The organism is Ruegeria sp. CDSC002 (assembly GCF_059610905.1).
In genome coordinates this window covers 241,699-261,122 of sequence record NZ_JBXWOM010000006.1, presented here as the reverse complement: position 1 = coordinate 261,122, position 19,424 = coordinate 241,699, and the positions used below count along the sequence as shown (strand labels likewise).

Below are 19,424 nucleotides of genomic sequence, written 5' to 3'. Positions count from 1 at the left end.
GGGACGTTCGTATAAAGCGGCTGAAGATGCGATCCATGCGGCGTGGGATCAAAGAAATGGATCTGATCCTGTCAGCCTATGCTGACCGAAATCTGACGGCTATGGAGCCGTCGGATCTGGATAATTATGATGCGTTGCTGCACGAAAACGACCAGGATCTTTATCAGTGGGTCACAGGGCAGGTGCAGCCGCCCGAAACCTATTCCGAATTGATCTCGGACATCGCGCAGACCTTTCAAAAATAAAAGAAAATCCGGCTTAACCGATTTTTCGGGATTTCCATTCATCCTGCCTTAAACAGCGCGACTGAATCGGAGGATCGGATGAGTATGGAAATGCAGGTCTCCGCGCCGGGAACCAAGGGGTTCATGACCAGCTATCTTGAGGCACTTGCCTTGGTGGAACGGCTGCACCGGTTGCTATTGGACGTCATCAAGGATGAGTTTGAGCGTGTTGGCGTATTGGAGATCAACGCCGTGCAGGCCTTGCTTTTGTTCAATATCGGCGACCATGAAGTTACCGCGGGTGAACTGAAAAGTCGTGGGTATTATCAGGGCAGCAACGTCAGCTACAACCTGAAGAAACTGGTCGAAATGGGGTACATGCACCATCAAAGATGCGAGATCGACCGCCGTTCCGTAAGGGTTCGATTGACCCCACGCGGTCGTGAAATACGCGATGTCGTATCCGAGTTGTTTTTGCGCCACGCTGAGGGGCTGCAAAATCGCGGCGTGTTGGGGCTGGAAGGCATCGACGACATCACCACATCCCTGCGTCGGGTCGAGCGGTATTGGACGGACCAAATCCGGTACATCTATTGATCAGGGGCGCAGGGAATCTGTGGCGTCGGACAGGGTTAGCCCCTCCAGCTCGCGTATCAGTTTTCGGGTCATCGCGACCTCATAGGCCTCAAAGCCCAAAGCGACTTCGACGAAGGCTCCGGGCCCCAGAATAACCCATGTGTTGTAATAGGCGGAAAGCTCACCGACCTGGACATAGCGTTTGTCGCCATGACTGGGATCGTCTGCTCCGATCACGAGCCCGTTGATCGTGATGCCGGTGTTTTCCAGTTCGGCTTTCACGCTGCGTGGATGAGGGCCCAGATTGTGCTTGCCGTCCCCTGACAGATCCAATGTGCGTTTCCAGCAATTCGGTTGCTGCGACAGTAGATTGGCTCCGAACCGCATTGCCGACCCAACAGCCGTGCCCTGTGGTGCGTTACCCCGCGCGACGGTCTTCAATTGGTCGCTGATCCGTGCAAGATCTTGTGCCGTGCGGATCTTAGTCCAGTTTACCAACATGCGTTGATGGCGGGGCTCGCTCCATTCGTAGATCGCCAATCGCACAGGCGCGCCGATGTCGGACAGGATCAGTTGAACAACTTCAGGGCGTTGCAAGGCCGCAGCCAGACCGCCGGTTTGCATCTTATACTCGGCGCTGTCGACCGAACCGGACACGTCCAGCCCCAACGCCAGTGCTTGCCTGCATTCCGACGCAGCGGCGCTGGCGAACATGGAAATTATCGCGGCCAGGAGGCGGATCATTGATGTGCACCCTCCTTCAACGCACCGATCTGCAACCCTTTCAATTCTCGTTCCAGCTTGCGACGCATCGCGCGCTCAAAATCCTCGAACCCTTGCGCGATTTCCAGAAACGCACCGGGGCCGTGCAGAACGTTGTTCTCGAAGAACGGGATGAGGAACAGCTCTCCTTCAAAGTCTGCAGCGTTGATTACCAACCCGTTGACCACGACGTTTTGAAAGGGAAAGTGCCGGTATGCAGAGTCCGGCCCATAGCCGTCATTGTTTGAGCCATCCCCGGACAGATCGATAGTTTGGAACAGGCAGGGCGGTGCTTGCTGCATCAAAGTCGCGCCAAATGCCAAGGCATAGCCCATTGCTGTGGCTGAGCCACTATCCGAACGAACAGATTGTTGCACTGTTGAAGCTGCAACCAGCAGGTCGGCTTCGGTGTTGATCATGGTCCAGTTCAGAACAACGCGTTGTGTGGTGCGACCACTCCACTCATACACGGCCAGCGCCACCGGTGCGGGCGAGGCAAAAAACGCCTCGACCACTTCTGGTGCGATCAATGCAGCCGCAAGACCCTGCCGTTGCAAAACGTCTTCGTTCTCGTCCACGGAAGTCGAGATATCCATAGCGAGTGCCAGTGCAAGCCGGCAGGTCTCGGCCCGAAGGGGGCTGGCCAGAACGGCCAGACCCAGTGCTATCAGCCAGCGGATCACCAGGTGCCGCTGCTTTCCATGCTGGCCCAGGGTTCAGCTGGTTCCAGCGCTTCGCCGTTTTGCAGCAGTTCGACCGAGATATTGTCCGGAGACCGCACAAACGCCATACGACCATCGCGCGGCGGGCGATTGATCACAATGCCGTTGTCCTGCAAGTGCTGGCAAACCTCATAAATGTTGTCGACCCCAAAAGCGAGATGCCCGAAATGTCGGCTGTCGCTGGGCAAAGTGTCATCCCCATCCCAATTGTGGGTCAGCTCGATCGGCCGATCCTCTTGTCCCGGGGGGGCCATGAAGATCAGCGAAAATCGGCCCGCTTCGCTGTCATAACGGCGGGTTTCCTTCAGGCCCAGCAGTTCATAGAACGCCATCGACTTCTCCAGATCCTTCACGCGGACCATGGTGTGAAGATATGTCAGCCCCATTGTGGCTTCCTTTCTATTCAGGTGATGGGCTGCAGCTTAGCGCGCGGGCCAAGCGTGTCGAGGGGCAGGGTGGACACAATTTGGAAATTACGACGCTTGGTGCACATGTCGCGGTTCCTGTCTGTGAATTGCCGATATATAGTGGTGAGCGACTCATTGCTGGAAAGGAACATTCATGCCGCTGTCCTCTGACCAACTGGCCGAGATCGAAGCGCAACGGGCGCAATCGCATCCAACACGCCGCGTTGTGGCTGAGGGGATGGAAGACCACCTCTATACCGCGCATCAAGTACTGGACCACGGATTTGTGCGCGTCATTGACTACATGGGGGATGACGCAGCAATTTGTCAGGCGGCACGTGTATCTTACGGCAAGGGCACCAAATCGGTGCAGAACGATGAGGGTCTGATCCGCTATCTGATGCGGCACTGGCACTCGACCCCGTTCGAGATGTGCGAAATCAAGCTGCACGTCAAACTGCCGGTCTTTGTGGCCCGTCAGTGGATTCGTCACCGCACCGCCAACGTGAACGAATACTCAGCCCGCTATTCGATTTTGGACCGCGAGTTCTATATCCCCGCACCGGACCACGTGGCCGCGCAGTCCGAAGTGAACAATCAGGGCCGCGGCGACGCCCTGCAAGGCGAAGAGGCAGCCCGCGTTCTGGAAATGCTCAAGGCCGACAGCGCGCGGTGCTATGACAATTACGAAGCCATGATCAACCAGGATGGTCAGCAGGGGCTGGCGCGAGAATTGGCGCGCATGAACCTGCCTGCGAATATCTACACGCAGTGGTACTGGAAGGTGGATCTGCACAACCTGTTCCATTTCCTGCGCCTGCGGGCCGATCCACATGCTCAGTACGAAATCCGAGTTTACGCCGACATGATGTGCAAGATCGTCGCCGACTGGGTGCCCTTCGCGTATAGAGCGTTCGAAGATTACCGTTTGGGTGCGGTCAACCTTTCGGCGCAGATGGTTGATAGCCTGCGACGCATGTTGGCCGGTGAAACTGTGACGCAGGAAAACTCGGGCATGACGGCACGGGAATGGCGCGAGTTCGAGGCTGTCATTCGCGAGGGTTAAAGCCGACAGAACTCTTTCTTCTGATGTCATGACGCCTTTTCGAGTGGTTCATGACATCAGTCATCAGTGTGATGTGAGAACGCTCGGAAATCGTGGTGTTCGGCTAAAACGAAAGCACTCATGCCGATACCAAACCGACGCGAGGGTAAGGTTTCAAACCCTTGAGAATGGACAACGGCCGGAAATTGGCCGTTGGCCTGCTTTTAGTACCCGCAGATGACGGGGTGTTTTATAACGGCTTCAAATCAGAGGCCATTTGTCGGCCGTCGCGTCCGTCTTCCAACTCATACGAGACTTTCTGATTGTCAGCGAGTCCGGTCAGACCGGACCGTTCTACGGCCGAGATATGAACAAAAACGTCCTTGCCACCTTCGTCAGGGGCAATAAACCCATAGCCTTTCGTGGTATTAAACCATTTCACGGTGCCAGTTGGCATTTCCCGTGTCTCCTTCTACTTACACGTTGTCCCACAAATTGGTGGGGGCAGTGGTTGACGCAACCACAACGCATCACCGCTTCGCCCACACGACGCAGCCCGAATTGTGTGTTTCGTCTTTTTCAACATTGCACGGTGAAGTAAAAAATCAAGAATAACTGGATGTAGCAGGCAAAAATGCCAAAAATTCATACAAGTACAGGAACGGTCCCAAAATGCGTCTATATGGCCTGAGAAACTGCGATACTTGCCGTAAGGCACTGAAAGAAATTGAAAATATTGAATTTGTAGACGTTCGCGCGCAAGGAGTTCCCGATTCTGTCCTGACAGAGGCGTTTGATACGTTCGGCGAAGCTTTGCTCAATACCCGGTCGACAACTTGGCGTGGATTGGACGCGGAACAACGCACGCGACCACCGCTGGAGTTGCTGAAGGAACACCCGACTTTGATGAAGCGCCCCTTGATCGAGGATGACGGTACGTTGTTGTTGGGCTGGACTGCGAAAACCAAGGCAAGCCTTGGCGTTGCCTGATCGGGCGCTTATGTGACTGACGTAAATATGAGGGTTTAAATGCGCAACGCATCAATGATTTTGGGCGTCATTGCCGGTTTGATCGGAATGATTGTTGGCTTTTTTGGCTATGGCTATATCGAATTCATAAACCATTACGGCGAGATCGAAGGCCTTGCTGAACAAGTGGACAACGTACAGTTCATCCAGACTGCTTCCATAATTGCGCCTTTGCTGGCCATCGCGGGGGGCGCAATGGCCCATGCGCGGGCTCTGATCGGTGGAATATTGCTGCTGATCTCAGCCGTCGGGATGTATTTTGCGTTTGGCTTCAACGTCTTCACGATGTTCCCGGTGGCCTTTGCCGCGGTGGCGGGCATCCTTGGGCTGGCTGCGGGAAAACCGGACGAGCCCAAGGCACATTTCTAGGTCACTTGATACGCAGGATTCGGTCGGCCGAGAGCGGACCTGCACCGTTAATGACGATGACGAGGAACAGGAAAGTCCACATCATGCGTTGGTCTATCAGTGAGATCGCATTGTCGAACAGGCTGCCAAGTTTCACGCCATGCCCGGTAACGTCAGTAGCGGTCTGAACCCAGATAAAACCGATCATGCCCAATGCTGCCAGGCGTGTAAGCAGGCCAATCAGCAGCAGCGCGGGCAGAACGAACTCTGCAACGGTACCCAGGAAAATCACGATACGCTGAATAATGGTCAGCTGAGAAATATCGTACAAGGCGGCTTCGGCCGCTTTTGGGAAGATCTGACCAAATGCGCCTGCAGAAGGCGAAAATATCGAACCGTCGATTTTCGTCATTGCTGAATTCCAAAAATAGAACAGCAGAACCGCGATGAACACGACCCGTGCCAGAGTCGGTGTCAACCAGCCAGAGGTCAATTCCAACCTTCCCAGGGTATTGTTGTGCAATGAGATCAGGGCAGTCATGTTGCCAGCCTTTCGATAGTCACAGAGGTTATTGCGCCGCCCTGCAAAAGCAGCGCCAGAGTGGCCCCAAGGTCAAATTCGGGGAATACGGTAGAGGTTTGTTCGAATGCCTTGCCAATGGTAAGCCCGGCCTGAACGTGCGCGATCCAGTCCGCTCCGCCTTTGGGCAGCAAATGCGGGGCCGGGTCGAATTCGGGACGGGTGATCAGGATATCTTCGGACCCGGGGGCAGGTTTTGGTGCACTGTCTTCCGAATTGAAGCGCCAGATCGAATACAACGGCCAGTCCGAACGAAGAACTTTCATGGATGGCGCAAAATCCAGCTTCGCCAGAACGATTTCTTCCGGTGGGATGGCCAGAGCATCAAGCGGTGCTGTCTGGCTGTCGGCAGAGTGGTAGGACCGGCGCAGCGCCAGTTCCAGACGCGCGACGTCGGCAAGGTAGCCAAGGTGCGACAACTGCTCCATCCCGGCAAGGAATTCGGGGAATTCCTCACCGTAGAACATCATCAGCGGTGAAGAAGGGGGGTGTTTGCGCAGGAAAAGCCCGGCAAGCCCATCCATGTTCTGTGTGCCCAACAGTCGTGCGATCACGGGAAAGGCCTGATGCATCGCTTCGGTCAGCGAAACAGCCACGTTGTTGCGGTAAACGCTGAACCGCCGCCCGGCAGGGCGTTCTGCGGCATCCCACAAACCGTCCGGAACGGCCGCCGATGGGTCAAGCAGGGCTGCGCAGAATGTGGTTTGCGAAACGCTCATGCGGGGATGCGGTCCAGTGCCGCCTGCACCCGATCTGCTTCAGCCCGAAGAACGGACCAATCGGGTACGTCCGTATCCCATTCGATCAGAACGGGTTTGGGACCGGAACGGTCCAACACGTAATCCAGCAACGTCCACACCGGATCAACGACTTCGCGACCGTGGCTGTCGATCAGCAAGGGACGACCATGGTCGTCTTCGTCTTCGTCATGACCGCCAAGGTGGATCTCGTGGACATTGTCCAGCGGGTAGGCGTCGATGTAGCTCTGCGGCGAGAAGTCCAGATTGGTGGCCGACACAAAGACGTTGTTCACGTCCAGTAAAAGACCACATCCTGTCCGACGTGCGATTTCCCGCAGGAAGTCAGGCTCGGACCATGTACTTTCTTCAAAAGCCAAATAGCTGGATGGGTTTTCCAACAGCATTTGCCGCCCCACGGTTTCCTGAACCTGGTCTATATGGGCACAGATACGCTCCAGCGTTTCGTCCGTGTAGGGCAGGGGCAGAAGATCGTTCAGGAAATGACTGTCATGGGTCGACCAGGCCAGATGCTCGGAAAAGCTGGCCGGATTCAGCCACCCCACCAAGTGTTTCAGGCGCGCCAGATGATCGGTGTCCAGGGGGCCTTCTCCACCGATCGAGAGGCCAACGCCGTGGACGGAAATGGGGAATTTTTCAGAGAGGTGGCGCAATTGAGCCAGCGGCCTGCCGCCATCACCCATGTAGTTTTCGGCGTGGATTTCAAGCCAGCCGACCGGATGCGCATGGTCCAGAATCTGGTCGTAATGCTGGGGTTTATACCCGACGCCCGGTGCCGCGGGCAGCCTGTTCGATCGAAGTGAACTATCCAGCATGTGCAAATCCTCCGGTCACGAAAAGAGGCGGGCGATAGGGCCCGCCCCTCCGATTCTCAGATGCTTGGGCTTATGCCGGCAGGTCGCGCTCCAGCGGTTCCAGCGAACCTTCACGCGCTGCACCATCTGCCGACTTGGGCAGTTCGATATCGGCGCAGGTTCCAGCGTCGACCAGAGTCCAGGCATTGCCCTGATAGTCAACGGTCGAGGTGCCCGCGCAGGTGGTGCCGGGGCCTGCGGCACAGTCGTTTTGACCGGCCAGCGAAACGCCATAGCATTTCTCTTTGGCTTGTGCGGAGGCGGTTGTGGCGACGCCGGATACGGCTGCTGCAACTGCGCTTGCGATAACCAGGGTTTTTGCGGTGTTCGACATCTCGGTAATCCCTTTTGATGACTGCGTATGTCTTCTTGTGACAATGACAAAGGTAGTAGCTAAATCGGGGCAGGTGAATTCACGAGCCCGTGTCTCACAACCCCGTCAAAGAGCGTAATGCCCTCTTGAAGGTTAACAAACTGTTTTTGAAATGAAAAATGGAAAATGTTTCAATCCGGCCTCTAATTCGAGGCCGGATTTCGTGCAAATTATCGCCGAATGTTACAGAAGGTCGGGCGGGGTAGCCGCCAAAGACAACTCTTTTGTTACAGCCTCAAGCGATTGAACCTGTGTCTGTTTTTCGCCAAGGCGGCGCACACTTACGGTACGCTCTTCAACTTCGCGGTGACCGACGGCGAGAATGATCGGCACCTTGCCGACCGAGTGCTCACGAACCTTGTAGTTGATCTTTTCGTTGCGAATATCCGCCTCGGCCCGCACGCCAGCAGCCTTGAGCGTTTCGACAACTTCCAAAACATAGTCATCCGCCTCTGACGTGATCGAGGCGACCACGACCTGACGCGGGGCCAACCAGAACGGCAGTTTGCCAGCATGTTCCTCGATCAGGATACCGATGAAGCGTTCGAACGAGCCCAGGGTCGCACGGTGCAGCATGAACGGACGGTGCTTGGCACCGTCGGCACCGATAAAGTTCGCATCCAGACGCTCGGGCAAGTTTGGATCAACCTGCAAGGTGCCGCACTGCCATGTCCGGCCGATCGCGTCGGTCAGAGTGAATTCCAGCTTGGGGCCATAGAACGCGCCTTCGCCTTCCAGAACCTCATAGTCATAGCCCGCTGCCTTACAGGCATCCCCCAGCGCCTTTTCGACCAGATCCCAGCTTTCGTCCGATCCGATCCGTTTTTCCGGTCGGGTCGACAGCTTGATTGTCCAATCATGGAACCCGAGGTCAGCATAGACCTTGGACAGGAACGCAATGAACTTGGCGGTCTCAGATTCGATCTGTTCCTCGGCGCAGAAGATATGGCCATCGTCCTGCGTGAAACCACGGACCCGCATGATCCCATGCAAAGCGCCCGAGGGTTCGTACCGGGCGCACGATCCAAACTCCGCCATACGGAGGGGCAGGTCGCGATAGGACTTCAGGCCCTGATTGAACACTTGCACGTGGCACGGGCAGTTCATCGGTTTCAGCGCATTGATCGCCTTTTCGCGGGCGTGTTCTTCGTCGACTTCGACGATGAACATGTTCTCTTGATATTTGTCCCAGTGGCCAGACGCTTCCCACAGCTTGCGGTCCACGACCTGCGGCGTGTTCACTTCGACATAGCCGTCTCGTTCCTGCATCCGGCGCATATAGTCCTGCAGGGTGGTGTAGATCTTCCAGCCGTTCGGATGCCAGAAGATCTGGCCCGGCGCTTCTTCCTGCATGTGGAACAGGTTCATCTCGCGGCCCAGCTTGCGGTGATCACGCTTGGCAGCCTCTTCCAGCATATGCAGATGCGCTTTAAGCTTTTCCTTGCCGGTGAAGGCCACGCCGTAAATGCGCTGCAGCATCGCGCGGTCGCTATCTCCACGCCAGTAGGCACCAGCAATGCTCATCAGCTTAAAGGCGTCGCCCGGCAGTTGGCCGGTGTGCTGCAAATGCGGGCCGCGGCATAGGTCCTGCCAGTGACCATGCCAGTACATGCGAAGCGGTTCGTCACCCGGAATGGCTTCGATCAGCTCGACTTTGTAAGGCTCGTTATTGGCCTTGTAGAATTCGATTGCGCGCTGACGGTCCCAAATTTCGGTGGTCACGGGATCGCGCTTGTTGATGATCTCTTTCATCTTTTTCTCGATAAGGCCGAGATCTTCGGGGGTAAACGGTTCTTCCCGGTCGAAATCATAGTACCAACCGTTGTCAATCACGGGGCCGATGGTGACCTTGGTTGCAGGCCAGATTTCCTGTACCGCGCGCGCCATCACGTGCGCCAGATCGTGACGGATCAGCTCGTTGGCCTGTTCCTCATCTTTCATGGTGTGGATGGCGATCTGCGCGTCAGATTCGATGGGCCACTGCAGGTCCCAGTGCTGGCCGTTCACGGTGGCCGAGATGGCCTTTTTGGCCAATGAGTTCGAGATATCAGCAGCGACCTGAGCTGGCGTGACGCCTGCGTCATAGGATCGTGCATTGCCATCGGGAAAAGTAAGGGAGACTGACTGTGAGTCCAGGGCCATATCGGCTCTCCTCGTCGGTTTGGCGCCCACTGAACGCCCGGTTGCGGGTTATGTGTGTTCGATCCATTTGGCAGTTGCAGCATGACCTGTCAAGCACCCAGCCGCGTTGGGGCTGACGCGGCGGGAGGTTCGAATTCGGGAATTGCAGCCACCGGGCAGCCGTGCATGATGAACCCCAAAAGGAAAGAGGGCGACATGGCAGCGACGGATTTTCTGGAAACGGCACAAGGGCGGCGGCTGGCTTATCACAAAAGCGATGGGGCAGGGCCGACGGTTGTATTTTTGGGCGGGCTGAAGTCTGACATGGAGGGCACCAAGGCGGTGCATCTTGAGGCTTGGGCCAAGGCGCGCGGTCAGGCATTCCTGCGGTTCGATTACTCGGGCCATGGCGAGAGCTCGGGCAAATTTGAGGACGGATGCATCGGCGACTGGCACGAGGATGCTTTGGCCGCGGTAACTGCCCTGACCGATGGGCCGCTGATCGTGGTCGGGTCGTCTATGGGCGGCTGGCAAGCGCTTTTGCTGGCGAAGGCAATGCCGGATCGGATTGCAGGTATGGTTACCATCGCCGCCGCGCCTGATTTCACTGAAGACGGTTATTGGGCGTCGTTTTCTGACACGCAAAAACAGGTGTTGGAAACCGAAGGGTATGTTGAATTACCCTCTGACTATATGGAGCCTTATATCATCACGAAACGCATGATTGAGGACGGCAGACAGCAGTTGGTTCTGCGGGATGCAATTAATCTTCAGTTTCCGGTGCGTTTTCTGCAAGGGACTGCAGATACTGCTGTTTCCTCTGCAACCGCTGTGCGTCTGGTGGAACATGCCACCGGTTCAGATATGCGCCTGCTCTTGGTCAAGGATGCAGACCACAGGTTCTCGGACGGGCCATGCCTGGAAATCATCGAAAACGCCGTGCTTGAAGTGATGAGCGCGCAATGATCCGGGGGGTGGGCAAAGCCATCGGGCGTGTTCTTCTGGTGCTGGTCGCGGCTGGTGCCCTGATCTATTGGTTCGGTCCGCGCGAAGAAGTGAACCTGAACCCGACATTTGAACCGCGCAAGTTTGGCGAAGGGGTGCAGGTCTATTTCGAAAGCGTCGAGTCCGCTTTCGATGACATCACTGCTGGTGTCGAGAAACGGGTTGTTTGGCAAGACGGGTTCAAGGAACAGCGCACCCCGGTTTCCATATTGTATTTGCATGGGTTTTCCGCCTCGTCCGAGGAAGTTCGCCCTGTCCCGGACATGGTCGCCGATGCGTTGGGGGCCAATCTGGTCTACACCCGCTTGCAGGGTCATGGGCGCGGCGGGGAGGCGATGGCCGAAGGCACCGCCTCGGGCTGGATGCAGGATATGGCGGAAGGGTTGGCCGCCGCCCGTGCAGTGGGAGATCAGGTCGTCGTGATTTCAACCTCCACCGGCGGAACTCTGGCTGCGGCGGCAGCAATGGACGACGCGCTGATAGAAAATGTAGCCGGTGTGGTCTTTGTCTCTCCGAACTTTGGTGTGAACACGCCCGGCGCCTGGATACCGGGCCTTCCATGGGCGCGAAGCTGGTTGCCATTGATCATGGGGGAAGAACGGGACGTCTCGGGGCCGGATCCCGAGAAGAACAAGTACTGGTCGTCGGTTTATCCGTGGGAGGCAGTTGTGCCTATGACCGCCTTGGTTGAGACTGTTTATGCCATGGACTTCTCGCAGGCGCGTGTCCCGGCGTTGTTTTGGTTCTCGGACGATGATCAGGTTGTGCGCCCGGACCTGACCCACAAGGTGGCCGAAGCTTGGGGCGGGCCTGCAAGTGTTCAGACGGTTACGATGGGGCCGGGGGATGACCCATCATCCCATGTCATTGCGGGACGTTTGATGTCTCCGGGACAGACTGATGCTGCGGTCGCTGGTATTTTGGCATGGTTGAAAGAGCAGGGGATCGAATGATGGAACAGCGCGTCAGCCTAATCACTGTCGGGGTGGAAGACCCTGCAACCGCCGCTGCATTCTATGAAAAGATCGGCTGGAAACGTGTCGACAGCCCAGACGGTGTGATTGCCTTTGATCTGATCGGGCAGACGCTGGGGCTGTATCCTCTGCCGGCATTGGCCGATGAGATTGGTGTTGACGTGGGCACCTTGGGCCGTGGGGCGCTGACGCTTAGCTATAACTGCCGGTCAAAGGAAGATGTCGCGCTGGTTTTAAGCAAGGTTCAAGCCGCTGGTGCCGAGGTTCTTAAACCGGCCTCGGATGTGTTCTGGGGCGGGCATCACGGTTATTTCCGCGCACCCGAAGGCACGATCTGGGAGGTCGCTTTCAACCCGTTCTCACCTCTGGCGCCTGATGGGGCGTTTCGTTGGAACGGGTACGGGTGATGCGTAAGCCGGGTAGCATGTGGAGCCTTGAAAACCTTGGCCGCGTGCGCCTGTCCCGGCATTTTTTCATGCGTGATTTCTTGTATTCCGAGATTGGAAATTTCCATGAAAAACAAAATCTTCCCGACAATCCTGATCTTGCCATCGAAACCGGCCGAGCCTTTTGCCAGACGTTGCTGGACCCTTTAGAAGAGACGTTCGGACGCGTAGCAGTCCGGTCCGGTTACCGATCGCCGTCGTTGAATCAATATGGCAATGAAAACCGGCTGAACTGCGCCCGAAACGATAATCCACTGGAGTGCCATATCTGGGATTGGGGCACCGGCGATGATCGGATTGCCGGGGCGTCGATTGTCATTCCGTGGTTCGCGGATCAATACGCGGAAGGCCGGGATTGGTGCGATCTGGCGTGGTGGATGCACGATCATCTGGAGTATTCCGAGATTTGGTTTTTCCCAAAACTCTGTGCTTTCAATCTGGTGTGGCGGCCAATTCCCCTAAGGCGTATCGACAGCTACATCGCCCCGCGCGGGAGCCTGTTGCGTGCGGGCGAAAATCCGGGCGAAGACCTGAAAACCCGCCAGAGGCGCTATGCGGATTTTCCCACGTTTCGCGGCATTGCCTATCCGTGAAGTTTAACTTGCCCAGGCCGAAAAAACCTCTCATCCTGATAAAAACAAAGCCACTCAAGAAGCTGAGATGAAGGAGGCCGCGATTGATCGAGCCGCTGGTTTTTTTGCCTGGATTGATGTGCGATTCTAGGGTGTTTGCCCCACAGATCGCCCACTTTTCCCGTCAGCGTGCGGTCACGGTTGCACCGGTTTCGTTGGGCGAGCGGATCGAAGAAATCGCCTCGGGCCTTCTGGATCAACTGCCACACCGTTTTGCGCTTGCGGGGTTTAGTATGGGTGGTGTGGTGGCTCTTGAACTTATTCGTCGCGCACCCGACCGGATTTCGCGCCTGTGCCTTATGGCCACCGATGCGCAGTCCGACACGCCGCAGATCGCGGCGACACGAGAAGAGTATATGGTTGGTGCCAAGGCCGGGCGGCTTGAAGAGGTTATGCGAAAGATCCTTGGGTCAGATACGTTGGCCCCTGGGCCAAGGCGCGTTCCCATTCTGAGTGACGTGACTGCCATGGCATTGGATCAGGGGGCAGATGTGTTCGAACGCCAGATGCGCGCTTTGCAGCGGCGTCCGGATCAGCAAGGTGCGCTGCGAATGATCAAGGTTCCCACGCTGGTCTTGTGTGGGGCGCATGACCTGCTGACACCAGTAAGAAAGCACGCCTTTATGGCAGATCTGATCCCAAATTCGGAACTCAATGTGGTTGAGGATGCGGGGCATTTGCCAACGCTCGAAGCGCCTCAGGTCGTCAATGAAGCGCTTGAGAACTGGTTAAACATGCCTGCGCGAACCACCTATGGGTAAAGGGCTCCGCGTTCGGATTTGCTGAGGATCACAGACTCGGCAACCGGGTCGAAAGTGCCTGGGTCGAAGAAGGGTGTGTTCTTCCAACTGCCTGACATCCGCGATTTCGCGACGCGGGTCACCAGCCCGTATACGGCCGACCCAATCTTTTCATGGGTCTGTTTGCCGTGGCCTTTGGGAATAAACCCGCGCGTGGTGATCGGCCCCAACCCACTTGGGTCGGGGATACGTTTAACGATAAAACCTGCGAATGGGAACTTCGGCGTTGTTGGTGTGGTCGCCAGTGGCGCATTGCAGCAACTGGCATACCAGCGCATCATCCCTTTGGGGCTCAGTTGCATCAGCGCGAGATGCTCGGCACCGCCGTCGAAAAGGATCTCTTCCGGAAGCATCTGCAGGATTTCAACAGGACCGGGGGCAGGATCGGGTTGCCCAAAGTACAACTGAGCCGCGCGGCAATCGTGACAGTAGCACACGACATGTGTGCCGTGTTTCACGCCTGCGGCGCCGATCCGTCCATATAGGGAACCGCAAGAGCAGGAAAATGGGGTGTCTTTCGCCACTTTCCTGCTCATGATTTTTAAGCCACTTTGTTTTTGTTTGCGGCGCGACGCTTTGGTTTGCGCGTATTTGCATTCATGAAGTCAATCACAAGCGGCCGGATGTTATCCCGCCAGCTGCGGCCTGCAAAAATGCCATAGTGACCCGCTCCGGGTTCGACGTGGCTTGCCTTTTTTGCATCCGGCAAACCGGTGCAGAGTTCAAGCGCGGCAATACACTGGCCGGGCGCTGAGATATCATCATTTGCGCCTTCAACCGTTTTGACCGCAACATCGGTGATTTTGCCGATATCGACCTTGTGACCTGCGACAACGAACTCATTGCGGGCGATCTCGCGGTCTTTGAACACGCGCTCGACCGTGGAAAGGTAAAACTCGGCGGGCATGTCCATGACCGCCAGATATTCATCGTAAAAGCGGTTATGTGCATCGTGATCGGACGCTTCGCCTCGCATCACGCGCTGGATCTGATCGGTGAACGCTTTGGAGTGGCGATCTCCGTTCATCGACATGAAGGACGCCAATTGCAGCAAGCCTGGGTATACCATGCGGCCGACGCCTTTGTATTTGAAGCCGACGCGCTGGATCATTGTTTCTTCCAGCTGTCCCATGGTCACACGACGGCCGAAATCGGTCACGTCGGTCGGGGTTGCATCAGGGTCAACCGGACCACCGATCAGGGTCAATGTGTTGGGCTGGGCCTTGGGCTCGACCTCGGCCAGATAAGCGGTTGCGGCAAGCGTCAGAGGAGCGGGCTGGCAAACGGCAACAACATGAGTGTCCGGGCCCAGCTCTTTCATAAAATCGACAAGATACAGCGTGTAGTCCTCGACATCGAACTTGCCTTCGGAAACAGGGATATCACGCGCATTATGCCAGTCGGTTACGTAAACCTCACAATTGACCAGCAGGCTTTTGACCGTGGAACGCAACAAAGTCGCGTAGTGGCCGGACATTGGCGCTACCAGCAGCACCTTGCGGGGTTGTTCTTCGCGTCCATTGACGCGAATATGGATCAGGTCGCCAAATGGGCGCTCCATTACGGGAACAATATCAACAAGGTGGTCTTTGCCATCCTCACACGTGAACGTTCGAATACCCCAGTCCGGCTTTGCGATCATGCGCTGAAACGTGCGCTCGGTCACTTCGCCCCATGCGGCCATCATGCTGAAAGCCGGGTTGGGGATCATGGAGAACAGTGGGTAGGACGCCATAGCACTGGCCGTTGCCCCCATCCATTGGTTCGTGTTGCGCATGGTTTCCATAAGGTCGTAGGTCATCATGTAGCGCATTTAGGGGGCCTCCTGGCTGCCGGTGTGAGTGTCGGACCATTCGTCGCTTTGCTCCCCAAGCCCACGACGATTATTCTGCGTAGCAGCGAGGTTAAGGGGGAATTGTTAAAATGACAACAAGTGAACACCGGACGCCGGAGCTATCCCCGGAACACCTTGAGAGGCTTAAAGAAAATATGGACAAGGTGGAGGAGCTTTCGAAGCGACTTGTTGATGCGATGTCGGGAAAGAAGGGACACAACCCTGCTTTGGACGGTCCGAATCAAGAGCTTTATGCAAAGGCAGCATCGGCGTATTGGGCTGAAGCGATGCAAAATCCCGCGCGGCTTATGGAGCAGCAGATCGAGTTCTGGGGTCAGTCTGTTATGAACTTTGCCGAGGCGCAGCAGGCGCTGGTGGGCAGCGAGGCAGACGAGGCCGCATCCGGACCCCGGGACAAGCGGTTTTCCAACCCCTTGTGGGATACCAATCCGTATTTCAAATTCATCCGTCAGCAGTATCAGACAAATGCCGATGCCATCGCGCAAGCGGTGGCTTCGGTCGAGGATCTGGATGTGCAGGATAAGCAGCGGCTGGCGTTCTTCTCGCAGCAGATCATCGACATGATGTCGCCGACAAACTTTCTGGCGACCAATCCAGATGCGTTGGAAAAGGCGGTCGAGACGGAAGGCCAGTCACTGATCCAGGGTCTGGAAAACCTGGTGGCCGATCTCGAGGCCAATGATGGCGAGATGGTTGTGAAGCTGGCCGATGACAGCGCCTTTGAGGTGGGCGGCAATATCGCGACAACGCCCGGCGATGTGGTCTATCGCAACCGGTTGATGGAGCTGATCCAGTACAAGCCTGCGACCGAGACGGTGCACGAAACGCCGCTGGTGTTGTTCCCGCCGTGGATCAACAAGTTCTACATTCTGGATCTTAAGGCGCAGAACAGCCTGATCAAATGGGTGACCGAGCAGGGTTATACCCTGTTTGTGGTTAGCTGGGTGAACGCCGATGAATCCCATGCCGATATCGGCATGGAGGATTATATCCAGGACGGATTCCTGACCGCGATCGAAGAGGTCAAATCGATCTGCAAGGTCAAACAGGTCAACGCTGTCGGTTACTGCATCGCGGGCACCACGCTGAGCCTGACATTGTCGCTGCTCAAGCAGCGCGGCGACAAGTCGATCAAATCGGCCACGTTCTTCACGGCCCTAACCGATTTTGGCGATCAGGGTGAGTTCACGCCTTTCCTGCAGAACGACTTTGTGGACGGGATTGAGGATCAGATCTCGGAGGACGGTGTTCTAAAAGCGTGGATCATCGGTCGCACGATGTCGTTTCTGCGATCAAAGGATCTGATCTATGGGCCTGCGATCCGCAGCTATATGATGGGCGAGACACCGCCCGCGTTCGATTTGCTGTTCTGGAACGGGGATGGGGCCAATCTGCCCGGCCGCATGGCGGTCCAGTACCTGCGCGGCTTGTGCCAGCGCAATGACTTTGTCACCGACGGGTTCGAACTGCTGGGGCATAAGCTGCATGTGCGCGACGTGGACGTGCCCCTGATGGCGATCACCTGCGAGACGGATCACATCGCGGCGTGGAAGGCGTGTTATCGCGGGGTGCAGCAGATGGGGTCGCGGTCGAAGACCTTCATCGTCTCGGAGTCGGGGCATATTGCGGGCATCGTGAACCCGCCCAGCAAAAAGAAATACGGTCACTATACCAACACCGACCTGAAGGCAGATCCAGAGACCTGGTTGAAAGAGGCCACGTATCACGAAGGCTCCTGGTGGCCCCGGTGGGAGGCCTGGCTGAAGAAGCGGTCGGGTAAACAGGTGCCCGCGCGCGCGACTGGCGATTCGGCCCATCCTGCCCTGACCTCGGCGCCTGGGACCTATGTGCGAGTCAAGGCAAGTATTTGATTTCAATGCGCCTTGCAGAAGTATGCCGCAGTGCAGCAATAAAACTCTTGCAATGCCGCATTGCAGCATCCATATTGTCCTCAAGCTGATGAAAGCCGGGGTGGGCCCGGTTCGGCAAAAGGATTTTAGACATGGCAAAGACGCAAGACTTCACCGCGACCCTGAAAGACGTTATGGGCGCGTTCCCCGTTGACACCACCGCTCTGGAAGGTGCTTTCAAATCGACCGCGACGCTGAACGAAAAGCTGTCGGGTGTTGCACTGGAAGCGGCTGAAAAGTCGGCTGAGATCTCGAGCAAATGGACCAAGGACACCCTGGCCAAGCTGACCGAGATGTCGAAAGCCAAGGCAGAGCCTGCAGACTACGCCAAAGCGGCCACCGACTTCGCCAGCGCATCGGCTGAAGTTGCAGCTGAAAACATGGCGGCCTTCGCAGAGATCGCGAAAAAAGTTCAGTCCGAAACCGTTGAGCTGCTGATGGCGGCTGGCAAAGACGTAGCCGAAGACACAACCGCGGCTGTCAAAAAAGCCACCAACGACGTGACAGCAGCTGCTAAGAAAGCAACTGCCGCCAAGTAAGCAAACGCCGCGAGGCGCACCCACTCCTCCCAATCGGTGCTATCGCGCAGGGCAGGTCGAAAGACCTGCCCTTTCTTTTTGTGCTGCGCTCGCATAATCTCTGCTGCAATGCATCATCCTTGGGGAGGGTAAACGGTGTCGGAACAAGAAAAACCACTGTTGATCAAACGTTATGCCAGCCGTCGGCTGTATAACACCGAGACCAGCGACTACGTCACACTTGAAGATATCGCGTCATTTATTCGGGACGGGCGCGAAGTGCAGATCATTGACCTTAAATCTGGTGATGATCTGACGCGGCAATATCTGCTGCAAATTATTGCTGAACACGAAAGCCGCGGCGAAAATGTGCTGCCGGTCAATGTGCTGAACGATCTGGTGCGCAGCTACATGTTGCCGGGTGGCGGTGTGATGCCGCAATTCCTGCAAAGCTCATTCGAGATGCTGCGGGAAAACCAGAGCAAGATGATGGAAAACATGAGTGCGATGAATCCGATGTCTCAGATGCCGGGGTTTGATGCAATGCAGGCCCAGCAGCAAGCATTCCTGAAAGCTATGACTGGTGGTCTGTCCGGCGGATGGTCCGGCCCGGACAAAGACGATGACGCCAAATCCGAGCCCAAGGAAGATTTGGACGACATCAAAAAACAGTTGGCGGAACTGCAGCAAAAGCTGTCCAAGCTTAACTGACGCGGCCAAAGATGCGCTGGTTGACCCTGAGTATCACGATACTTTGGACGCAACCCGCGCTGGCGCAGGGCAATTTCTCAGGCCAGTGGTCCCAAATTTGTACATTGGGGACACGGGCCGAAGCCGGATGTGATGCGATTCGTGCACGCGAAATTCTTGCGGCCGATCAGCCACCGTGGCGCGCGATTGGACGTGTTAATTTTGCCAGTCGGGATCAGAAGTCCCATTGCACCGGGGTTCTTGTTTCGGACAATCTTGTCCTGACTGCGGCGCATTGCCTGTACAACACACCGCGTCAGCGGTGGATTCCACCCTCAAGCATCCGTTTTGCCGCCGGTTATCAGCGCGGAGAAGCCGCTGTGGTTTCAGGAGTGAAAGCGTATCGGGTTCATCCTGAACAGGGCGTTGAAGGCCGGTTTGATGACAGATCAAACTTGGATTGGGCGGTTCTGGAACTCAGTGCACCGATTGGGCAGCAAGTCGGCTATCTGCCGCTGGGGGATGATGGCGCCACTAGCACGTTTGTTGCGGGGTATCCCGGTATCCGGCCCCATGTGCTGAGCAAAACAAAGACCTGCCAGCCGCGCCGCCATTCAAGCGGGGTTTTGCTGGCGACATGTCCTGTCATGATGGGGGATTCTGGTGCGCCTTTGTTGGTCGAGATGGACACTGGATTGCAGGTTGTCGGAATCCTATCCCGCGTGGCCGCAACCCCCAAGGGGATCACAGCGCTGTTTTTGCCGGTCGATCTGTTTGACCTTGGACCCTAGTCGC

The 19,424-nt window shown here is 56.4% G+C and carries 25 protein-coding genes; 14 read left to right on the top strand and 11 right to left on the bottom strand.

Going from position 1 to position 19,424, the window contains the following annotated elements; genetic code table 11:
* The first annotated feature begins 26 nt into the window (after positions 1–26).
* Together AC2FJE_RS13410 and AC2FJE_RS13405 are read left to right on the top strand one after the other, a co-directional pair.
* Complete coding sequence (locus AC2FJE_RS13410; protein WP_108860430.1) at positions 27–245, top strand: succinate dehydrogenase assembly factor 2; 219 nt, start codon at positions 27–29, stop codon at positions 243–245.
* A gap of 78 nt (positions 246–323) precedes the next feature.
* Entirely contained in the window at positions 324–821 is a 498-nt protein-coding gene (locus AC2FJE_RS13405) for a MarR family winged helix-turn-helix transcriptional regulator (protein WP_186437453.1), read from the top strand.
* Here the strand turns inward: AC2FJE_RS13405 and AC2FJE_RS13400 are convergent, their stop codons facing one another.
* From AC2FJE_RS13400 to AC2FJE_RS13390, 3 genes are read right to left on the bottom strand one after another with little or no spacing between them, the layout of a single operon-like run.
* A complete protein-coding gene (locus AC2FJE_RS13400; RefSeq protein WP_496761043.1) occupies positions 822–1,544 on the bottom strand; it encodes a DUF1194 domain-containing protein in 723 nt (240 codons plus the stop codon).
* The gene (locus AC2FJE_RS13395; RefSeq protein WP_109313911.1) at positions 1,541–2,245 is read right to left on the bottom strand and encodes a DUF1194 domain-containing protein; all 705 of its coding nucleotides are present in this window, start codon (positions 2,243–2,245) and stop codon (positions 1,541–1,543) included. The genes AC2FJE_RS13400 and AC2FJE_RS13395 overlap by 4 nt, the downstream gene beginning before the upstream one ends.
* Complete coding sequence (locus AC2FJE_RS13390; protein ID WP_496754606.1) at positions 2,242–2,670, bottom strand: VOC family protein; 429 nt, start codon at positions 2,668–2,670, stop codon at positions 2,242–2,244. The genes AC2FJE_RS13395 and AC2FJE_RS13390 overlap by 4 nt, the downstream gene beginning before the upstream one ends.
* A gap of 175 nt (positions 2,671–2,845) precedes the next feature.
* Between AC2FJE_RS13390 and thyX the strand changes: the two genes are divergently transcribed.
* A complete protein-coding gene (gene thyX / locus AC2FJE_RS13385) occupies positions 2,846–3,757 on the top strand; it encodes an FAD-dependent thymidylate synthase (RefSeq protein WP_058274136.1) in 912 nt (303 codons plus the stop codon).
* Between the two features lie 229 nt (positions 3,758–3,986).
* Here the strand turns inward: thyX and AC2FJE_RS13380 are convergent, their stop codons facing one another.
* Entirely contained in the window at positions 3,987–4,193 is a 207-nt protein-coding gene (locus tag AC2FJE_RS13380; protein WP_010439113.1) for a cold-shock protein, read from the bottom strand.
* Between the two features lie 215 nt (positions 4,194–4,408).
* On the opposite strand from AC2FJE_RS13380, the gene AC2FJE_RS13375 reads away from it, so the two are divergent.
* Both AC2FJE_RS13375 and AC2FJE_RS13370 read left to right on the top strand, forming a co-directional pair.
* On the top strand, positions 4,409–4,726 hold the full coding sequence (locus AC2FJE_RS13375) for an ArsC/Spx/MgsR family protein (protein WP_496696958.1): 318 nt from the start codon (positions 4,409–4,411) through the stop codon (positions 4,724–4,726).
* Positions 4,727–4,765: 39 nt separating this feature from the next.
* Positions 4,766–5,134 (top strand): hypothetical protein, encoded by a 369-nt coding sequence (locus tag AC2FJE_RS13370; RefSeq protein ID WP_058275883.1) that lies wholly within the window; start codon positions 4,766–4,768, stop codon positions 5,132–5,134.
* A gap of 1 nt (position 5,135) precedes the next feature.
* Here AC2FJE_RS13370 and AC2FJE_RS13365 read toward each other — a convergent pair whose 3' ends face one another.
* The 5 genes from AC2FJE_RS13365 to thrS all read right to left on the bottom strand — a co-directional run bounded on the left by AC2FJE_RS13365 (position 5,136) and on the right by thrS (position 9,820).
* Positions 5,136–5,654, bottom strand: coding sequence for a DoxX family membrane protein (locus tag AC2FJE_RS13365; RefSeq protein ID WP_108860275.1), 519 nt, complete (start codon positions 5,652–5,654; stop codon positions 5,136–5,138).
* Positions 5,651–6,412, bottom strand: a complete 762-nt coding sequence (locus tag AC2FJE_RS13360) for an HvfC/BufC family peptide modification chaperone (RefSeq protein WP_496754597.1) — start codon at positions 6,410–6,412, stop codon at positions 5,651–5,653. The genes AC2FJE_RS13365 and AC2FJE_RS13360 overlap by 4 nt, the downstream gene beginning before the upstream one ends.
* Complete coding sequence (gene bufB, locus AC2FJE_RS13355) at positions 6,409–7,266, bottom strand: MNIO family bufferin maturase (protein WP_496754587.1); 858 nt, start codon at positions 7,264–7,266, stop codon at positions 6,409–6,411. Before bufB ends, AC2FJE_RS13360 begins: the two co-directional genes overlap by 4 nt.
* Positions 7,267–7,336: 70 nt before the next feature.
* Positions 7,337–7,639, bottom strand: coding sequence for a BufA1 family periplasmic bufferin-type metallophore (locus AC2FJE_RS13350; RefSeq protein WP_058275886.1), 303 nt, complete (start codon positions 7,637–7,639; stop codon positions 7,337–7,339).
* 222 nt (positions 7,640–7,861) lie between these two features.
* Entirely contained in the window at positions 7,862–9,820 is a 1,959-nt protein-coding gene (gene thrS, locus AC2FJE_RS13345) for a threonine--tRNA ligase (RefSeq protein WP_496761042.1), read from the bottom strand.
* Between the two features lie 195 nt (positions 9,821–10,015).
* Here thrS and AC2FJE_RS13340 point away from each other — a divergent pair, with 195 nt between their 5' ends.
* From AC2FJE_RS13340 to AC2FJE_RS13320, 5 genes are all read left to right on the top strand, one after another.
* Entirely contained in the window at positions 10,016–10,765 is a 750-nt protein-coding gene (locus AC2FJE_RS13340; protein ID WP_496754784.1) for an alpha/beta fold hydrolase, read from the top strand.
* A complete protein-coding gene (locus tag AC2FJE_RS13335; RefSeq protein ID WP_496754583.1) occupies positions 10,762–11,757 on the top strand; it encodes an alpha/beta hydrolase in 996 nt (331 codons plus the stop codon). The genes AC2FJE_RS13340 and AC2FJE_RS13335 overlap by 4 nt, the downstream gene beginning before the upstream one ends.
* Positions 11,757–12,185: a VOC family protein gene (locus tag AC2FJE_RS13330; protein WP_496754582.1), complete on the top strand. Its 429-nt coding sequence runs from the start codon at positions 11,757–11,759 to the stop codon at positions 12,183–12,185. Before AC2FJE_RS13335 ends, AC2FJE_RS13330 begins: the two co-directional genes overlap by 1 nt.
* Positions 12,186–12,202: 17 nt before the next feature.
* Positions 12,203–12,817: a hypothetical protein gene (locus AC2FJE_RS13325; protein WP_496754782.1), complete on the top strand. Its 615-nt coding sequence runs from the start codon at positions 12,203–12,205 to the stop codon at positions 12,815–12,817.
* Between the two features lie 83 nt (positions 12,818–12,900).
* Positions 12,901–13,617: an alpha/beta fold hydrolase gene (locus AC2FJE_RS13320; protein ID WP_496754580.1), complete on the top strand. Its 717-nt coding sequence runs from the start codon at positions 12,901–12,903 to the stop codon at positions 13,615–13,617.
* Here AC2FJE_RS13320 and AC2FJE_RS13315 read toward each other — a convergent pair.
* Both AC2FJE_RS13315 and phaZ read right to left on the bottom strand, forming a co-directional pair.
* Complete coding sequence (locus AC2FJE_RS13315; protein ID WP_496761041.1) at positions 13,608–14,180, bottom strand: DUF6151 family protein; 573 nt, start codon at positions 14,178–14,180, stop codon at positions 13,608–13,610. The genes AC2FJE_RS13320 and AC2FJE_RS13315 overlap by 10 nt on opposite strands.
* Before the next feature lie 17 nt (positions 14,181–14,197).
* The gene (gene phaZ / locus AC2FJE_RS13310) at positions 14,198–15,469 is read right to left on the bottom strand and encodes a polyhydroxyalkanoate depolymerase (RefSeq protein ID WP_058274101.1); all 1,272 of its coding nucleotides are present in this window, start codon (positions 15,467–15,469) and stop codon (positions 14,198–14,200) included.
* A gap of 110 nt (positions 15,470–15,579) precedes the next feature.
* On the opposite strand from phaZ, the gene AC2FJE_RS13305 reads away from it, so the two are divergent.
* The 4 genes from AC2FJE_RS13305 (at position 15,580) to AC2FJE_RS13290 (ending at position 19,420) form a co-directional block, all read left to right on the top strand.
* Positions 15,580–17,382 carry a PHA/PHB synthase family protein gene (locus tag AC2FJE_RS13305; protein ID WP_496754573.1) on the top strand — a complete coding sequence of 601 codons (1,803 nt, stop codon included), beginning with the start codon at positions 15,580–15,582 and terminating at the stop codon, positions 17,380–17,382.
* Positions 17,383–17,513: 131 nt separating this feature from the next.
* A complete protein-coding gene (locus tag AC2FJE_RS13300; protein ID WP_058275892.1) occupies positions 17,514–17,960 on the top strand; it encodes a phasin family protein in 447 nt (148 codons plus the stop codon).
* A gap of 135 nt (positions 17,961–18,095) precedes the next feature.
* Positions 18,096–18,650: a polyhydroxyalkanoate synthesis repressor PhaR gene (gene phaR / locus AC2FJE_RS13295; protein ID WP_058274099.1), complete on the top strand. Its 555-nt coding sequence runs from the start codon at positions 18,096–18,098 to the stop codon at positions 18,648–18,650.
* 11 nt (positions 18,651–18,661) lie between these two features.
* A complete protein-coding gene (locus tag AC2FJE_RS13290; protein ID WP_496754571.1) occupies positions 18,662–19,420 on the top strand; it encodes a trypsin-like serine peptidase in 759 nt (252 codons plus the stop codon).
* Positions 19,421–19,424: the final 4 nt, after the last annotated feature.

Excerpts from the sequence above, each read along its gene's own strand:
- AC2FJE_RS13410 (WP_108860430.1), top strand. The coding sequence starts at position 27 with ATGCGATCCATGCGGCGTGGGATCAAAGAAATGGATCTGATCCTGTCA.
- AC2FJE_RS13405 (WP_186437453.1), top strand. The coding sequence starts at position 324 with ATGAGTATGGAAATGCAGGTCTCCGCGCCGGGAACCAAGGGGTTCATG.
- AC2FJE_RS13400 (WP_496761043.1), bottom strand. The coding sequence starts at position 1,544 with ATGATCCGCCTCCTGGCCGCGATAATTTCCATGTTCGCCAGCGCCGCT.
- AC2FJE_RS13390 (WP_496754606.1), bottom strand. The coding sequence starts at position 2,670 with ATGGGGCTGACATATCTTCACACCATGGTCCGCGTGAAGGATCTGGAG.
- thyX (WP_058274136.1), top strand. The coding sequence starts at position 2,846 with ATGCCGCTGTCCTCTGACCAACTGGCCGAGATCGAAGCGCAACGGGCG.
- AC2FJE_RS13380 (WP_010439113.1), bottom strand. The coding sequence starts at position 4,193 with ATGCCAACTGGCACCGTGAAATGGTTTAATACCACGAAAGGCTATGGG.
- AC2FJE_RS13375 (WP_496696958.1), top strand. The coding sequence starts at position 4,409 with ATGCGTCTATATGGCCTGAGAAACTGCGATACTTGCCGTAAGGCACTG.
- AC2FJE_RS13370 (WP_058275883.1), top strand. The coding sequence starts at position 4,766 with ATGCGCAACGCATCAATGATTTTGGGCGTCATTGCCGGTTTGATCGGA.
- AC2FJE_RS13365 (WP_108860275.1), bottom strand. The coding sequence starts at position 5,654 with ATGACTGCCCTGATCTCATTGCACAACAATACCCTGGGAAGGTTGGAA.
- AC2FJE_RS13360 (WP_496754597.1), bottom strand. The coding sequence starts at position 6,412 with ATGAGCGTTTCGCAAACCACATTCTGCGCAGCCCTGCTTGACCCATCG.
- bufB (WP_496754587.1), bottom strand. The coding sequence starts at position 7,266 with ATGCTGGATAGTTCACTTCGATCGAACAGGCTGCCCGCGGCACCGGGC.
- AC2FJE_RS13350 (WP_058275886.1), bottom strand. The coding sequence starts at position 7,639 with ATGTCGAACACCGCAAAAACCCTGGTTATCGCAAGCGCAGTTGCAGCA.
- thrS (WP_496761042.1), bottom strand. The coding sequence starts at position 9,820 with ATGGCCCTGGACTCACAGTCAGTCTCCCTTACTTTTCCCGATGGCAAT.
- AC2FJE_RS13340 (WP_496754784.1), top strand. The coding sequence starts at position 10,016 with ATGGCAGCGACGGATTTTCTGGAAACGGCACAAGGGCGGCGGCTGGCT.
- AC2FJE_RS13335 (WP_496754583.1), top strand. The coding sequence starts at position 10,762 with ATGATCCGGGGGGTGGGCAAAGCCATCGGGCGTGTTCTTCTGGTGCTG.
- AC2FJE_RS13330 (WP_496754582.1), top strand. The coding sequence starts at position 11,757 with ATGGAACAGCGCGTCAGCCTAATCACTGTCGGGGTGGAAGACCCTGCA.
- AC2FJE_RS13325 (WP_496754782.1), top strand. The coding sequence starts at position 12,203 with ATGTGGAGCCTTGAAAACCTTGGCCGCGTGCGCCTGTCCCGGCATTTT.
- phaZ (WP_058274101.1), bottom strand. The coding sequence starts at position 15,469 with ATGCGCTACATGATGACCTACGACCTTATGGAAACCATGCGCAACACG.
- AC2FJE_RS13305 (WP_496754573.1), top strand. The coding sequence starts at position 15,580 with ATGACAACAAGTGAACACCGGACGCCGGAGCTATCCCCGGAACACCTT.
- AC2FJE_RS13300 (WP_058275892.1), top strand. The coding sequence starts at position 17,514 with ATGGCAAAGACGCAAGACTTCACCGCGACCCTGAAAGACGTTATGGGC.
- AC2FJE_RS13290 (WP_496754571.1), top strand. The coding sequence starts at position 18,662 with ATGCGCTGGTTGACCCTGAGTATCACGATACTTTGGACGCAACCCGCG.